The organism is Phyllobacterium zundukense, from assembly GCF_025452195.1.
Classification (GTDB): Bacteria; Pseudomonadota; Alphaproteobacteria; order Rhizobiales; family Rhizobiaceae; genus Phyllobacterium; species Phyllobacterium zundukense_A.
Genome location: NZ_CP104973.1, coordinates 904174 through 919900, shown reverse-complemented (window position 1 = coordinate 919900; position 15727 = coordinate 904174). Strand labels below are relative to the sequence as shown.

General features: G+C 56.6%; 16 protein-coding genes and 1 tRNA gene. 8 read left to right on the top strand and 9 right to left on the bottom strand.

Translation table 11 applies throughout. The features are described 5' to 3' along the window. Positions 1-677 precede the first annotated feature (677 nt). Complete coding sequence (locus tag N8E88_RS16825) at positions 678-1499, top strand: hypothetical protein (protein ID WP_262294675.1); 822 nt, start codon at positions 678-680, stop codon at positions 1497-1499. Positions 1500-1583: 84 nt separating this feature from the next. Here N8E88_RS16825 and N8E88_RS16820 read toward each other — a convergent pair. Further along, positions 1584-1657: transfer RNA gene (locus N8E88_RS16820), tRNA-Gln, on the bottom strand. A 96-nt stretch (positions 1658-1753) separates the two neighbouring features. Next, positions 1754-2509: an NIPSNAP family protein gene (locus tag N8E88_RS16815; protein WP_262294674.1), complete on the bottom strand. Its 756-nt coding sequence runs from the start codon at positions 2507-2509 to the stop codon at positions 1754-1756. Between the two features lie 97 nt (positions 2510-2606). On the opposite strand from N8E88_RS16815, the gene N8E88_RS16810 reads away from it, so the two are divergent. Next, on the top strand, positions 2607-3215 hold the full coding sequence (locus tag N8E88_RS16810; RefSeq protein ID WP_262294673.1) for a TetR/AcrR family transcriptional regulator: 609 nt from the start codon (positions 2607-2609) through the stop codon (positions 3213-3215). 91 nt (positions 3216-3306) lie between these two features. After that, complete coding sequence (locus N8E88_RS16805) at positions 3307-4257, top strand: DMT family transporter (RefSeq protein ID WP_262294672.1); 951 nt, start codon at positions 3307-3309, stop codon at positions 4255-4257. A gap of 9 nt (positions 4258-4266) precedes the next feature. Here the strand turns inward: N8E88_RS16805 and N8E88_RS16800 are convergent, their stop codons facing one another. From N8E88_RS16800 to N8E88_RS16785, 4 genes are read right to left on the bottom strand one after another with little or no spacing between them, the layout of a single operon-like run. Further along, a complete protein-coding gene (locus N8E88_RS16800; protein WP_262294671.1) occupies positions 4267-4740 on the bottom strand; it encodes an SRPBCC family protein in 474 nt (157 codons plus the stop codon). Between the two features lie 4 nt (positions 4741-4744). Next, a complete protein-coding gene (locus N8E88_RS16795) occupies positions 4745-5077 on the bottom strand; it encodes an ArsR/SmtB family transcription factor (RefSeq protein ID WP_262294670.1) in 333 nt (110 codons plus the stop codon). A gap of 49 nt (positions 5078-5126) precedes the next feature. Next, complete coding sequence (locus tag N8E88_RS16790) at positions 5127-5321, bottom strand: eL24 family ribosomal protein (RefSeq protein ID WP_262294669.1); 195 nt, start codon at positions 5319-5321, stop codon at positions 5127-5129. Positions 5322-5340: 19 nt separating this feature from the next. Beyond that, positions 5341-5802: an OsmC family protein gene (locus tag N8E88_RS16785; RefSeq protein ID WP_262294668.1), complete on the bottom strand. Its 462-nt coding sequence runs from the start codon at positions 5800-5802 to the stop codon at positions 5341-5343. Positions 5803-5904: 102 nt separating this feature from the next. On the opposite strand from N8E88_RS16785, the gene N8E88_RS16780 reads away from it, so the two are divergent. After that, on the top strand, positions 5905-6687 hold the full coding sequence (locus tag N8E88_RS16780; protein ID WP_262294667.1) for an SDR family oxidoreductase: 783 nt from the start codon (positions 5905-5907) through the stop codon (positions 6685-6687). 11 nt (positions 6688-6698) lie between these two features. On the opposite strand, the gene N8E88_RS16775 is transcribed toward N8E88_RS16780, so the two are convergent. From N8E88_RS16775 to rutR, 3 genes are all read right to left on the bottom strand, one after another. Next, positions 6699-7385 carry a response regulator gene (locus N8E88_RS16775; RefSeq protein ID WP_262294666.1) on the bottom strand — a complete coding sequence of 229 codons (687 nt, stop codon included), beginning with the start codon at positions 7383-7385 and terminating at the stop codon, positions 6699-6701. After that, complete coding sequence (locus N8E88_RS16770; RefSeq protein ID WP_262294665.1) at positions 7382-10063, bottom strand: ATP-binding protein; 2682 nt, start codon at positions 10061-10063, stop codon at positions 7382-7384. Before N8E88_RS16770 ends, N8E88_RS16775 begins: the two co-directional genes overlap by 4 nt. A gap of 85 nt (positions 10064-10148) precedes the next feature. Then, positions 10149-10829 (bottom strand): HTH-type transcriptional regulator RutR, encoded by a 681-nt coding sequence (gene rutR / locus N8E88_RS16765; RefSeq protein ID WP_262294664.1) that lies wholly within the window; start codon positions 10827-10829, stop codon positions 10149-10151. A 205-nt stretch (positions 10830-11034) separates the two neighbouring features. Here rutR and N8E88_RS16760 point away from each other — a divergent pair, with 205 nt between their 5' ends. The 4 genes from N8E88_RS16760 (at position 11035) to hydA (ending at position 15687) form a co-directional block, all read left to right on the top strand. Continuing rightward, positions 11035-12360 carry an omega-aminotransferase AptA gene (locus tag N8E88_RS16760; RefSeq protein ID WP_262294663.1) on the top strand — a complete coding sequence of 442 codons (1326 nt, stop codon included), beginning with the start codon at positions 11035-11037 and terminating at the stop codon, positions 12358-12360. 9 nt (positions 12361-12369) lie between these two features. Then, positions 12370-13617 (top strand): Zn-dependent hydrolase, encoded by a 1248-nt coding sequence (locus N8E88_RS16755; protein ID WP_262294662.1) that lies wholly within the window; start codon positions 12370-12372, stop codon positions 13615-13617. A 140-nt stretch (positions 13618-13757) separates the two neighbouring features. Continuing rightward, positions 13758-14183 carry an endonuclease domain-containing protein gene (locus tag N8E88_RS16750; protein ID WP_262294661.1) on the top strand — a complete coding sequence of 142 codons (426 nt, stop codon included), beginning with the start codon at positions 13758-13760 and terminating at the stop codon, positions 14181-14183. A gap of 49 nt (positions 14184-14232) precedes the next feature. Continuing rightward, a complete protein-coding gene (hydA, locus tag N8E88_RS16745; RefSeq protein ID WP_262294660.1) occupies positions 14233-15687 on the top strand; it encodes a dihydropyrimidinase in 1455 nt (484 codons plus the stop codon). Positions 15688-15727: the final 40 nt, after the last annotated feature.

Here is a 15727-nt window from a genome sequence, read left to right as displayed (position 1 = left end):
ATGGTTGCAAGGCCAGATTCAATCTGGACTCCACCGCGACTCACGATAGATTGGCGATGTTCTCGGATTGTTCGATTCGCAGAACCCGGCAACCAACCGTCTGGCAGGACAGAAGGTGCCGGAGACTACGTGGCCGCACACATTGGCAAATGCTCTGCCGTGCGGATGCTCAAGCGGATATAAGAATCCTTGCAGCTAGGGGATTCTACATACTCCGAGTCACTTGGGCAAGGCGGAGCGCAACGACATAAGGAAAATTTTATGTCCCATAGAAAGCGCTCTCCGCGCGTAACACCTGAAATGGCCGCACATATAAAGCGGCTCCTTTCGAAGAATATGATGCAACACGATATCGCTGCGCAATTCGGGATAAATCCGGGTCGCGTCAGTGAGATCAAAACCGGCAGGCGGTTCGTTGATGTCGCTCCGGCAGGAGGGGCATCAGCATGGTGAAGAAACAATCTTCCTCACCAGTATCGACCCTTGCCTCAAAGGTTCTTTCGGGAACTAAGAAGGCTACCCCTGCCGATGCAAAGCGACTTGCAGCGTCGGTCCTTTCTCAGGACGAAAAAAAGGGTAACCGTTAAGTAGCTCGGCCCGCCGGTGAAGATCGGCGGGCTTCCTTATTCTGTTGTAGCTGATGCGGGCAGAGTTTTTGAAGCGAAGAAGATCGATCTATGGCCGACCACACTTATCAAATTGGAGAAGTTACCTACACAGCGGAGGAGTTTCGAAGGCTTACTGAAGATGAGAAGGTTGAAGCAATGCTGGAGTGGTTCCACCAGCATTACGAGGACCCTGTCCACCGGACTCCCTATAACAGCCGCGAGGGGGGCTACTTGTGGGTTCACGGGGGGCCATTCGATGCTGACAATGAAATTCAGTCAGAATTTTCCGGTGTTGTAGAATTTCAAACAATGCAAAGAGCGGTCGAGCAAATCACTAGCGATGGACTTTATGAATGGGGACCCGTCCAAAGTGATGATGACTATGATGATGGTGAAGAATATCTGGCGGATGAAAACGGAAACTCTATAACAGACGAAAATGGCAATAGAATAATCGTCTCACGAGACATCCCAGAAATTGACTACCGCACTGAAATGCTTTCGCGGCTCGATCGGCTAGAGACCGCGATTGCGGGGTATAGTCAAAATCTCGCACCAAGAAACCACAATAATCCGCCAGAGTTAATTGATGCAGAGGTTATTAGCTCGGCCCAAATAGAGCGGGCCCAGCAAGCCGCTACAGCGTTGCGAGTTGAGACCGCCAAGGAAGTGCCAGATGCAAACGTGCTGCGTGCTCAAGCAACCATATTGTCACAGCTTGGCTCGGCAATTTGGTCTGGCGTCAAAGTTATTGCGGGAGGTGTCGCGGGAAGCGCCGCTTGGGAGGCAATTTCTTGGATGCACAACAATCCCAAGGAAGTCTACGATTCATTGCATGCTGTAGTTCAGATCGCCCAACAGTGGGCAGATTCGGTTCAGGGCTTTTGGTAGACCATACGGAACATCCGCTAAGGTGTAACACTTAGTGTTTTTCTAATTCGCTTAAGTATATGATTTTATTGTGAAAAATGTGAGTGGCTGGGGAACCTGGATTCGAACCAGGACTAACGGAGTCAGAGTCCGTGGGTCTACCGTTAACCTATTCCCCAAAAGAGCTGGCAGCATTGGCCGGTGCGGGTCGTCATATAGTTGAATTCCATCGATATGCAAACCCCTGATCTCAAGTTTTTTGGCAGCGCGTACGCCTATCTCAACAATGACCTTGCGGTTGGCGCGAGCCGCGTGATGATCGGCGGTGCTATAAGATGGGTTGCAAGGCGCTGTTGCACTGCCTGCCACGCCGGATTGTCATCGAGCAAATCTCTGAACACCGATTGATCATCAATTGAATCGAAACGTGAGAAAACCACGACGACATTCTCACCGAGGCGTATCGGCAAGCGTGTGAAGCTGTTCGGGCTGTGATTGGAGGCAAAGGTTGCAATGCTGTCGTTTCCGGACGCGCGCAGGAGCGGCGCAAGGACATCGTCGAAGAAGGCGAGGAAGCCCTCTACGGACGTTTTTAGCTGATACGTCGCAGCCTCTATGATTGCATGCGAAGGCGTTCCTGAAACACGTCCAGGACGTTCGTGCGTAAGGGAAAAACCGGCGTCACGGCCGGCGGGGCGCAGCAGAAGCACATCGTCCGAGTCGATCATGGTATCATTGGCCGCGTTGCGATGTGCAGCCCAGACGGGACCGTCATAGAAGGCAGTGAGCGCCTGGTGGCGAGCCTGCATGTCACCAAAACCGCGGAGCCAGACAAAGGCGTCGGGATCATCGATATCGCGGAACTGGCCGATGACCTTGATGCCGCATGATTCCTGACTTTCCAGAAAATGCGCATCGAAAAGCGAAATCAGATCGTCACGCCGACCCGGATGCAATGTATAGCGGCGCAGCTCAACAATTGGACTATGAAGTTCACGGTCGAGTTTTTGCACAATCTTGGCGGTGGTCATAAACCGTTCCTCCCAAAACAAACCGGTTGTCCTGTTTTGATAAAACCGGTTGTCCTGTTTTGTCAATTTGTTATTTTAAGTTTTTGAAAGGCGCATCATGACGCAGGACACCATTGAACGGCCCAGACGCATCAATAATCCGCAGGCGATGCGGACGCGTATTCTCGATGTTGCTGCCGATCTCTTCCAGCGAAACGGTTATAACGCGACCAGCGTCCATGAAGTGGTGCGCGGCGCAGCGACGACCGGCGGTGCGCTGCATCATCATTTCGCGACGAAAAAGACCCTCGGTCTCGCAGTTATTGCCGAACGTGTGGCGAAGGAAGTGGACGAGACCGCGATCCAGCCCATCATGACCGCCACCTCCGCCGCTGCTGGCATTCGTGCGGTTTTCAATGGCGTGGCCGATACACTGGAGCGCAACCGCGCGGTATCCGGCTGCCCGTTGAACAATCTGGCGCTGGAACTATCGCTGGCGGATACGGATTTTCGTGAAGCGGTCAATGCTGTCTTCGACCGCTGGCGCTCGGCCCTCTCACTCAGATTGCGAGCCGACAGGCCGGATCTCGACGCATCGCGGGCCCATGATCTCGCGACATTGGTGGTCGCGAGTTATTCCGGGGCCATGGCAATGGCCAAGGCGAGCCAGAGCGCCGAGCCACTGCGAGCATGCGCCAAACAGCTGGAAACCCTCTTGGGTTCATAAAAGTTTTTCGATTTGCGTGCTTTTCGGCTGGATTGGCGGCGGAAAATAGCCCAAAGCAATCGAAAAAACATCGTGATCCAGGAAACGGCCCATGACCACCGCTCCGGCGCGCTTTTCCAGCGCGTCCATGTCCTCGGCAGCACGCAGCGGCGTTCTGCTTATGCTCCTCGGTATGTTGATGTTCTCGCTCAACGACGTCATGGGCAAATGGCTCGTATCGACCTATTCCGTCGGTCAGGTGGTGTTCATCCGCAGCATCGCGGCACTTATCGTGCTTGCGCCATTTCTCTGGTTCAATGGACCGGCAAAGATCGTTCAGGTCGAGCGACCCTGGCTGCAGGCTGCACGCGTATTTCTTTCGACAGCTGAAGTCTTCGCCTTCTATTTCGCCGTTGTCTATCTGCCGCTCGCCGATGTCATGACCTATTGGCTGGCCGCGCCGATCTATGTGGCGGCCGTCTCCCCTTTCGTCTTGAAGGAGCCCGTCGGCTGGCGACGCTGGACCGCCATCATCGTCGGCTTCATCGGCGTGCTGATTGCGCTCGAGCCCTCGTCACAGGCGCTGACCCCGCAGGCGATCATCTCCATTCTTGGCAGCATGTTCTTTGCATTCATGCTGCTGCTTGGGCGTTCACTTCGCGGCACCCCGGACACGACTCTGGTATTCTGGCAGATCGTCGGCGCCGGACTTGCGGGCCTGGTCGCTGTCAGCTTCGAGTGGACGCCGGTTAGCCTGCGCGACCTCGTTCTGCTGGCATTGCTTGGCGTTGTCGCCATGCTCGCGCACGTGCTGGTAAACCGGGCGCTGAAGGTTGCGGATGCCGCGACCGTCGCGCCACTGCAATACACGATGTTGTTCTGGGCGATCGTCTTTGGCTGGCTGGTATTCGGAGATGTGCCGCGCATATCGATGCTCGTCGGATCAGGCTTCATCATCGCGTCGGGACTGTTCATCTTCTTCCGGGAACAGCAATTGAAGCGCCAGGGCAGAATCAAGGCGCCGGCCGAGACCATTGTCACGGGGTCGGGTGAAGCGCCTTGATACCATGGGTCAGGCGTTGACGTTCGTGTTTTCCAGGGATCTGCCCAATGCGTCCAGGAGTTCTCCCATGCCTTCCCTGCGCACGGATGGTTCGTCGAAATCATCGAGATACGCGCCTTGTTCGGTGAGAATCAGCCTCGTACCCGTCCCTTCGGGGCGCAATTCCATCGTCGCAAGTGACACCGAGATGCGTTTTTCATCGAGGTGCATGTCATAGGTGTATATGATGCGCTCATCCGGTACGATGTCCTGGTAGACGGCTACGTAAGTGTGCACCGGTCCGCCTTTCGGACCTCCACTGCTGATCTCCTGCCCGCCAACACGGAAATCCATTTCATATTTGCCCTGACCCCATTCATCGGGACCGCCAAACCATTTGGCCTTTGCCTGCTTGTCGCTGAGCGCAAAAAATACGCGCGCTGGAGAGGCCGAATAGCTGCGTTCGAGGACGAAGGTGTCGTGTGTCACGGATCGGTTGGTCATAGATCTATCCTTTTTCCTGATCAGCGAGAAAATCACCCAGTCTGTCGAGGCGATGTTCCCAGGTCTTGCGCCGTTCCAGCATCCACTCTTCCGCGGTTTGCAAAGCTGCCCATTCGATATGGCAGGTGCGAACGCGCCCGATCTTTTCCGAGCGGATAAGCCCACTCGCCTCCAGCACCTGTAGATGCTGAACCACTGCAGGCAGTGACATGGCAAGCGGCTTGGCGAGTTCGCTGACCGAAGCCGGTCCGCGGCTCAGCCGTTCAACCATGATGCGGCGCGAGGGATCCGCCAGCGCCTGGAACATGAGATCGAGTGGTACTTGTTGGTTAAGCATATACTTAAGTATTGTGATCCAGGAAAATTGTCAAATGGATTTTTTAGTTCTAGACGCTTTCGTGACTGCGGCGCTGGAGTGCCGCCTCGAAATGATTGATCGCTTTTTCGAACTTGTCGCGGCAGCCCGGGTTGCAGAATCCGACGACAGCGCCGTTATAAAGCGTCAGGCTATCCTCCTTGATCGGATCACCCGACCATGGGCAGGTGGTGTTTATGGCATCGCCGATCTTGAGTTCAGACATGATATTTCCTCCTGTGAGTTCAGACGGGCTGAACGTCGATATGGGTGAGCACGGAGTTGGCAATGAAACATTGCTCGTGCGCTTCGTGGTGCAGATGTTGCTCAGTCTCCGCATCGGGCGCGGCACCCGCATAGGTTACATGCGGTTTCAGCGTGACCCGACTGACATAGAGTTTTCCCTGATCGTTTTTTGCGAGTTCGCCTTCCGCGGCATCACGGTATTCATCAATGACAAATCCTTTTTTGGCGGCACCACTGAGAAAAAACAGCATGTGGCAGCTCGAAATCGAGGCGACGAAAGCCTCTTCGGGATCGACATTCTCCGCCGTGGAATAGGGCAGGCGAACAATATGCGGCGAAGACGAAGCCGGCACCTCGGCACCGCCGTCGAACTGCCAGACATGCGCTCGGCTATATTTGTTGTCGGTGAAGGGGGTGCCCTCCGGCCGCGTCCACAGAACAGTTGCTCCGAATGTCGTCATGGCTTTGCGTTTCCCGAATCCGATTTTGTTTGAGGTCAAGCTTGTCAAAACATGCTGGAATTGTCGATAAGGGATGACACGGGAACAACCGGCGAGGACATCATGGATCTGGGTATCAAAGGCAAGCGCGCCATCGTCTGCGCAAGTTCAAAGGGACTTGGCCGCGGCGTTGCGGAAAAACTGGCTGAAGCTGGCGTCGACCTGACGCTGAATGCACGCACCGAGACAACGTTGCGCGCCACGGCCAATGAGATTGCGGACAAATACGGTGTCAAGGTTCAGATCGTTGCCGAGGATGTGACGACGGAGACCGGGCGCAACGCACTGCTGAAGGCCGAACCGCAACCGGATATCCTCGTCAACAATGCAGGTGGTCCGCCAGCCGGCAACTGGTCCGAGTGGGGCGAAGAGGAATGGCTGAAGGCGATCAACAACAATATGTTGACGCCCATCCTGTTGATGAACGCGATCTTGCCCGGCATGATCGAGCGGAAGTGGGGGCGCGTGCTCAATATCACGTCGGGCTCGGTGAAATCTCCGATCTCTTCGCTTGGACTTTCCAACGCCGCCCGCAACGGGCTGACAGGTTTCGTTGCAGGCACTGCGCGGCAAGTGGCCAAGCATGGCGTCATCATCAACAATATTCTTCCCGGATCCCATGATACGGATCGGACGAAGGGCTTCCTGGAGCGAACGGCGCTGGCCAAGGGCATTTCCATCGAGGAGGCACGCGCCGATGCCTATGCGGAAAATCCCACGGGGCGATACGGAACGGCAGAGGAATTCGGCGCCGCAGCGGCTTTTCTGTGCAGCCAGTATTCCGGTTTTATCGTCGGCCAGAACTTGTTGCTCGACGGTGGTGCCTACAATTCGACCCAGGGATAGAGCAACTCATTTCACTCCGCGATGAAACGATAGCCCACACCGGCTTCGGTGCGGATAAATTGCGGATTGTTGGCGTCGTCTTCGATCTTGGCACGTAGCTGGCCAACGAAGACGCGCAAATATTGCAAATCTTGCACATGTGCAGCGCCCCAGACCGAGGCGAGGAGCTGACGGTGCGTGATCACCATGCCCGCGTGCAGTACCAGATGCACGAGCAATTGGTATTCTTTGCGGGTCAGATGCACTTCCTCGCCGTTGCGGCTGACAATCCGCTTGACCATGTCAACCACAAGTCCATTGGCTTCGAACCGTGAAGGTACGCTTGTGCCGGCCACTTGCTGGCGTAGCGCCGTGCGTATACGCGCCAGCAACTCGCCGATGCCAAAGGGCTTCTCGACATAGTCATTGGCACCAAGATCAAGGGATGCAATCTTTTCAGCCTCGCGGTCACGGGCCGACAGAACGATGATCGGCACTTCAGAAAACGCGCGCACTGTCTCGATCACTTCCTTGCCGTCCTTGTCGGGGAGGCCAAGGTCGAGGACGATCAGATCCGGCGCGCTGGTCGCAGCGAGCCGTTCGGCCTCGGCGCCGGTCGAAGCAAGGATCACTTCGTAACCCGACGCCGTGAGCGCAGGGTTTAGAAAACGCTGGATCTGCGGCTCGTCATCGACGACCAGGATACGATGCTGGTTCATCCCATTGCCTCGCCGTCAGGATTGGCGATGGGTAGGCGGATGATGAACCGCGTTCCGCGTTTGCGAATGGCTGGGCTTTCCGCCTTGATCGTACCGCCCATGGACTCAATAAAACCGCGAGAGATGGAAAGGCCGAGCCCCGTCCCCGGCGCGCGACCGTCGCCTTTGACGCGCCGGTAGAACTTGTCGAAAATCTTGTCGAGATCCTTTGGTGGGATGCCCCTTCCTTGATCCGTGATACTGATGGCAACTTCCGGACCATCCTGCTTTGCATAGACGGCAATCGGCCCATCCCCCGCATATTTCGTTGCATTATCCAAAAGGTTGAACAGAGTCTGGCCAAGCAAAGAAGCATCGCCGTTCACCATGGGCAAATCCGGGGCGATGCTGGTGTCGATAGCGATGCCGGGCTTCAGTTTTGTCGTGCGCTCGATTGAAGACAAGATAATTTCTGCCGCATCGACGGGAAGATTTTTGGCCTTGAGCGTTCCAGCCTCGATCCGCGTCATATCGAACAGGTTGGCAACGAAGCGGTTCAACCGTCCGGCTTCTTCCTCGATGGAAAGCAAGAGGTCGTCACGCGTATCGGCTTTGATGCGGCTGCCCAACTGCCGCAGCGTCGTAACCGCGCCGGTAATCGAGGCAAGCGGGGTTTTCAGATCATGTGAAAGAGATGAAAACAGTGCCGTGTGCAGCTTGTCGCTCTCCTGCAATGCGGCCGTTTTAGCGTTTTCCCGCACGAGCTGTGCGCGATCGATGGCGATGGCAGTCTGATCGAGAATCGCGGAGAGCATTCGGTCATCGTTCTCACTCAAAGCCGCACGGTCCTTCATGGAAAGGCCCAATACACCCGCCACGCCATTTGAAGTGAGAATGGGCAGAAACTGCCATTCGATCTGCGGCAATGTTGCCGTATCGGAACCCGCGCGCTCGTTCTTTTCGTAGGCCCAGCGTACCGCTGTCATATCCGTGCCATCCAACGTCAGGTCTGGCGGCCATGCGGTCTGCAGCGAAAGCTCGCCGTCATAAGGCATCAGGATGACAATACCGGTTCCAAAGGTCGAATGCAGATGCGTGGCGGTGGAAATCAGGACGTCATCAAGGCGCGCCGTGCCTGAAAGCTTGCGCGAAAATTCGTAAAGCGCCTGCGTGTTCTTTGCCTGGTTGCGCGAGCGGGCGACCTGATCGCGCAGACGACCGGCAAGATCCCCGATCATCAAGGCAACCCCGAGAAAGATGATCAGCGAGAACAATTGATGCGGTTTTGCAATGCTCAGATCATGCAGCGGTTCGAGGAAGAAGAAGTTGTAGAAAACGAAGGCAAGGCCAGCCGCAATCACCGCCGAAAGCCGCCCGCAGATCATTGCCGAGAGGATAACGGCGACAAGGAACAGCATCGACAGATTTTGAGCGTGAACGATGTCGCTGGCAGCAAGACCGAGCAGTGTGGTCACACCGGTCGCCACAACGGGCAGCGCGATTGCCTTGGCAAGCTCGAGCCGGGTACGCTTGCGCATCGACGGTGGGACGTAAGGGTTGCCCTGTTCCTCACCGGTGACGATATGCACGCCAATATCGGTGAAACGCTTGATGATCTCGTCCGGCAGTGAACGCCGGAAAGGATTGGCGAACCGCGCTGACTTCGGGCGACCCACAACGATCTGCGTGACGTTTTCGCGCCGGGCAATGCGGAAGATTTCGTCGACGAAATCCTGCGCGATCACCCGCCGCGTTTCCGCACCGAGCCGTTCCGCCAGGTCCAGAAGTTTGTCGAGACGTTTGCCGGTCTCGCCACCAGCATCGTTGGTCTGGGTCAGCGAGACAACCAACCAGCGGGCGTTCAATCCCGATGCAAGGCGGCTGGCCGTGCGTACGACCTTTTCGGAAAGGCTGTCGGGACCAACGCAGACTAGCAGCCGTTCGCCCGTCGCCCAAGGCCCTTCGATCGCGTTCTGCCGCAACAGATCAATCATCTGATCGTCGACGCGATCCGCTGTGCGCCTGAGCGCCAGTTCGCGGAGAGCCGTCAGATTGGCGGGTTTGAAGAAACCCTCCGCCGCGCGCTCCGCATTGCCGGGCAGATAGACCTTGCCCTCCTTCAAGCGTGCGATGAGCTCTGCCGGCGGCAGGTCGACAAGCAAGACGTCGTCGGCTCGCTTCAGGACAATATCCGGCACGATCTCCCGAACAGTCACGCCGGTAATGCTGGTGACTACATCGGACAGGCTTTCCAGATGCTGGACATTCATTGCCGTCCAGACATCGATGCCCTGCCAAAGCAGTTCTTCGATGTCCTGGTAACGTTTCGGATGCCTGCTGCCGGGAACATTGGTGTGAGCGAGTTCGTCCACAATGATAATTTTAGGCTTGCGGGCAATCGCCGCGTCGATATCGAACTCTTCCAGTACCTTGCCGCGATAGTTGACCTGCTTGCGCGGAATGCCTTCCAGCCCGTCGAGCAGTTCCGCCGTCTCGACCCGGCCATGGGTCTCGGCGAGACCGATAACGATGTCCGCGCCATCCTCTTTCAAACGGCGCGCTCGAAGCAGCATCGCATATGTCTTGCCCACACCGGGGGCTGCGCCCAGAAATACAGTCAGTTTGCCGCGCGTCTCGCGAGCGGCAAGTTGCAGCAATTTATCCGGATCTGGTCGATTTTTTTGACCGTGATCGGCCATATACGCCTCAAATTATTCGTTCAGTGCTTGGAGCACGTGAACGTTTAGCCCACCTCGGCTGCAAATGCCAAGAGCAGGTTCGTCTTCATTCCCGCTCTGCACTGTCCTTACCCTGATCTCGCGGCCTGATTCCGTTTAAAATAATGCTCAGCACCGCTTGTGCGGTTTGCTCCTTGAAACCTGGGCGGCCGACCTGGCTGCCCATGATCGCACGAACCTGCACATCGAAATCCGCATAATGCTGCGTCGTCGCCCATATCATGAAGATGAGGTGATAGGGATCGACTGGCGCCAGCTTGCGTTCGCCGACCCAGCGGCGGATCACGGCAGCTTTCTCATCAACCAATGGCTTCAGATATTTGGTGAGAAAGTCGCTGATGGCTGGCGCGCCGTGCAGAACCTCATTGGCGAACAACCGCGACGCTTCCGGGTGCGTTTCGGACATGTTGATCTTCAGGGTTATGTACTTGCGCAATTGCTCGATCGGATCACCTTCCGCATCGATCTCGGCGAGCGGCGCCAGCCATTCCGTCAACGTCTCTTCGAGCAGCGTCACATAGATGTTCTGCTTGCGCGGGAAATAGTAGAGCAGGTTAGGCTTCGACATGCCGGCTCGTTCGGCGATCTGATCGATCGTCGTGCCGCGGAAGCCGTACGTCGAGAAGACGTCGAGAGCCGCGTCGAGGATGAGGCGGCGATTGATTTCCTGAATCCGCGTCGTCTTTTCCGGCGCTTCTTTCAGTTTTTTCCTCTCCGCCCTCGCCATGCCTAGCGTCCCTTTATTATTTGCCCGGACGAGCCTTTTCGTCGCATCCTGGAATTGCTCCAAAGCCTTATAAAGCGCTTGACCGCCTTCCTATGCTCTTCTAGCCTGCATTTTGACCAAGTAGTCAAGTTTTTGATTGTGCTGCAAGTTCAATCATTCGGGAACACAAAACAAGCGGTAACATCCGCTCTTCGGAGGCTTCACAATGTCTAAAGCGGCATACGGGACCAATAATCTTGACGCGTTCTGGATGCCATTTACGGCAAACCGCCAGTTCAAGGAAAACCCTCGTCTTTTGGTCAGCGCCAAGGACATGCACTATAAATCCCATGACGGCCGCGAGGTGCTCGACGGCACCGCCGGGCTGTGGTGCTGCAATGCCGGTCATGGCCGGCCGAAGATCGTCGAGGCCGTCCAAAAACAAGTCGCCGAGCTCGACTATGCGCCGGCGTTTCAGATGGGCCATCCCAAGGCATTCGAGCTCGCCGCCCGCCTTGCTGCAATGCTGCCATCACCGCTCGATCATGTGTTCTTCACCAATTCCGGCTCGGAGTCGGTCGATACAGCGCTGAAGATTGCGCTGGCGTATCATCGCGCCAAGGGAAATGGCACCAAGGTCAAACTGATCGGCCGCGAGCGCGGTTATCATGGCGTCGGCTTCGGCGGCATTTCGGTTGGCGGTATTTCGGGTAATCGCAAGACCTTTGGTAATGCCCTCAGCGGTATCGATCATATCCGCCACACACACGATTTGGCCCGCAATGCCTATACCCGGGGCGAACCGGAATACGGCGCCGAGTTTGCCGATGACCTGGAAAAGGTTGTCGCCCTGCATGATGCCTCCAACATTGCAGCTGTTATCGTTGAACCGGTTGCCGGATCGACCGGTGTCCTCATTCCGCCGAAGGGCTATTTGAAGCGCCTGCGCGAGATTTGCACCAAGCACGATATACTGTTGATTTTCGACGAGGTCATCACCGGATTCGGCCGTCTCGGTACGCCGTTTGCGGTCGATTATTTTGGGGTCGTTCCAGACCTTGTCACCACGGCAAAGGGCATCACCAGCGGCGTCATCCCGATGGGCGCGGTATTCGCATCGAAGCAGATTTACGAAACCTTCATGACCGGCGCGGAAAACATGATCGAGCTTTTCCACGGCTATACCTATTCCGGCCATCCCGTCGCCTGTGCGGCGGCGCTCGCAACGCTCGACACCTATGAAGATGAAGGCCTTCTGACCCGAGCCTCCGAGATTTCAAGTTACTGGGAAGATGCGCTGCATGCGCTGAAGGGCCTGCCGCATGTCATCGACATCCGAAACCTCGGACTGATCGGCGCCATCGAGCTCGAGCCGATCGAGGGTGCGCCAACCAAGCGGGCTTTCCAGGCGTTCCTCAAGGCTTATGAAAAGGGCGTGCTGATCCGCACCACTGGCGATATCATCGCGCTTTCCCCGCCGCTGATCATCAGCAAGGGGCAGATCGAGCACCTCTTCGACACGCTGGCCGACGTTCTGAAAAATCTCGATTAGGAGCTCTAAATGGCGCTCACAGGAAATCTCAGGATCAACGGCGACCGTCTCTGGGACAGCCTTATGGAGATGGCCAAGATCGGGCCGGGCTTGCGCGGTGGCAATAACCGCCAGACCCTGACGGATGAAGATGGTGAAGGCCGCCGTCTGTTCCAGTCCTGGTGCGAGAAGGCAGGTCTTTCCATGGGCGTCGACACCATGGGCAGCATGTTTTTCACTCGGCCAGGGACCGATCCTGATGCGCTGCCGGTCTATGTCGGCAGTCACCTCGATACCCAGCCGACGGGCGGAAAATATGACGGCGTGCTTGGTGTGCTCGGCGGGCTTGAACTGATCCGCACGCTCAACGATCTCAACATCAAGACCAAGCATCCGATAGTCGTCGTAAACTGGACCAATGAGGAGGGCACGCGCTTTGCTCCGGCCATGCTGGCTTCGGGTGTCTTCGCGGGTGTTCACGATCAGGAGTGGGCATACAATCGCGAAGACGCCAAGGGCAAGAAGTTCGGTGATGAGCTTGAGCGCATCGGCTGGAAGGGCGATGAAAAGGTAGGCGCGCGCAAGATGCACGCGCTCTTCGAACTGCATATCGAGCAGGGCCCGATCCTCGAGGCCGAGGGCAAGGATATCGGCGTTGTTACCCACGGTCAGGGACTGTGGTGGCTGCAGATTACACTGACTGGAAAGGAAAGCCATACAGGCTCGACGCCGATGCCTATGCGCAAAAATGCCGGGCTTGGTATGGCCGGTATCACCGAACTCGTCCACACTGTCGCCATGGCGCATCAGCCGAGTGCTGTCGGTGCCATCGGCCATGTCGATGTTTATCCGAACTCGCGCAATGTGATTCCCGGCAGGGTCGTTTTCACTGTCGATATACGTTCTCCTGATCTTTCGACGCTGACCGCCATGAAGACGGAGATTGAGGACAAGGCGCCGAAAATCGCCAGGGAGCTCGGTCTGGATATCCTGATCGAAGAGGCTGGTCATTTCGATCCCGTGACCTTCGATGAAGGCTGCGTGACCGCGGTGCGCAATGCGGCGGAGCGGCTTGGTTACAGCCACCGCAACATTGTCTCCGGCGCGGGGCACGATGCGTGCTGGATCAACCGTGTCGCTCCGACGTCGATGGTGATGTGTCCCTGTGTCGATGGACTCAGCCACAACGAGGACGAAGATATTTCAAGGGAATGGGCTGCTGCCGGCACCGATGTCCTGTTGCATGCGGTTTTGGAGAAGGCGGAGATCGTGGTGTGAATCGTCTGATTTGCCCCCCTCATCCGGCCCTACCGGCCACCTTCTCCCCGTCGGGGAGAAGAAACAGGTGGCAAGCGTGGAGCGCTTTTCTTCTCCCCGACGGGGAGAAGGTGGCCCGTAGGGCCGGATGAGGGGGTGCTATGAACACTCCAGAACAACCCATTACCAGAAGAAAAACTGGCGCCACGCAGAAAGCCCGGGCGCTCAGAAAGAATGAAACTGATGCCGAATATCGTCTCTGGTACGACCTTCGCAACCGGCTACTCAATGGGTATAAATTTTCTCGTCAAATTCCCTTGGGACCCTATGTGGTCGACTTTGTCTGCAGAACCGAACGCCTGATCGTCGAATTGGACGGCTCACAGCATGCTGAAAGCACGCATGACGACGTAAGAACACGCTGGCTAAACAAAGAGGGCTATTCTTTGTTACGGTTCTGGAATGATGAGGTTGTGAAAGAGCGCCGTGCCGTTCTGGACACGATACTGGCCGTGCTTGAGGGGCGCGCTTGGTTACCAAGTGCGAAATTACAAGGTTCTACCCGGGCCAAATTCCCAATACGCTAAGCCCTGAGTGAATATTGTTCGGCAAAAAACCAAAAAGGGGAACGGACACATGGCTACGAAAGTGATCAAGGGCGGTACAATCATCGCCGCCGACCGCACATACAAGGCGGATGTGTTGATCGACGGCGAGATCATCGCTGCCATTGGAGCGGACCTTTCCGGCGACGAGATTATCGATGCGACGGGCTGCTACGTGATGCCGGGCGGTATCGATCCGCATACCCATCTCGAAATGCCCTTCATGGGAACGTATTCCACGGACGATTTCGACACAGGCACTGCAGCGGCGCTGGCGGGCGGAACAACGATGGTTGTCGATTTCGTCCTTCCGGGGTCAGATGGTCTGCTGGTTGCCTTGCAAGACTGGTTCCAGAAAGCGGGCAAGGCACGAACCGACTATTCTTTCCACATGGCCATCACCAGCTGGAACAAGCAGGTTTTCGACGAGATGCCGAAAGTGGTCGAGCGCGGCATCAACACCTTCAAGCACTTCATGGCCTACAAGGGTGCGTTGATGGTGGACGATGACGAGATGTTCGCCTCGTTCCTGCGCTGTGGCGAGATCGGTGCCATGCCGCTGGTCCATGCCGAGAATGGCGACGTGGTCGCCCACCTGCAGCAGAAGCTGCTGGCAGAAGGCAACAACGGACCGGAGGCGCACGCCTATTCACGCCCGCCGGAAGTCGAGGGCGAGGCCGCCAACCGCGCGATCATGATCGCCGATCAAGCGGGAGTGCCGCTCTATATCGTGCATGTATCCTGCGAACAATCGCATGAAGCCATTCGCCGCGCTCGTGCCAAGGGGATGCGCGTTTATGGCGAGCCGCTGATCCAGCATCTGGTTCTGGACGAGAGCGAGTACAAACACGAAGACTGGGATTATGCCGCGCGTCGCGTCATGTCACCGCCGTTCCGGGACAAGATCAATCAGAACGGTTTGTGGGCTGGCCTGGCTTCCGGCAGCCTGCAAGTCGTCGCTACGGACCACTGCGCTTTCACGACCGAACAAAAGCGCTTCGGTGTCGGCGATTTCACCAAGATTCCCAACGGAACGGGCGGGCTTGAAGACCGCATGCCGGTGCTGTGGACCAAAGGCGTGCTTACCGGGCGGCTGACGCCGAACGAGTTTGTGGCTGCGACATCGACGAATATTGCCCAGATACTCAACATCTATCCCCGCAAGGGCGCGATCCTCCCGGGCTCCGATGCAGACATTGTCGTCTGGGATCCCAAAGCGAAAAAAACCATCTCGGCAAAGACCCAGAAATCGGCCATCGATTATAATGTCTTCGAAGGCATTGAAGTTACCGGACTGCCGCGCATGACACTCTCGCGCGGAAACATCGCCTTCAAGGACGGCGAAGTACTGGCGCCGACTGGCAGCGGACGTTTCGTTGAACGCGAAGCCAATCCTTCGCAAAACCGCGCGCTTTCCACTTGGAAGGAATTGACGGCTCCGCGTAGAGTAGAGCGCGATCCGAAAAACATTCCGGCAGGCGTATAGATTGATGTCCGTTGTGACCCTCCGACCCAAGGCGAAGCCA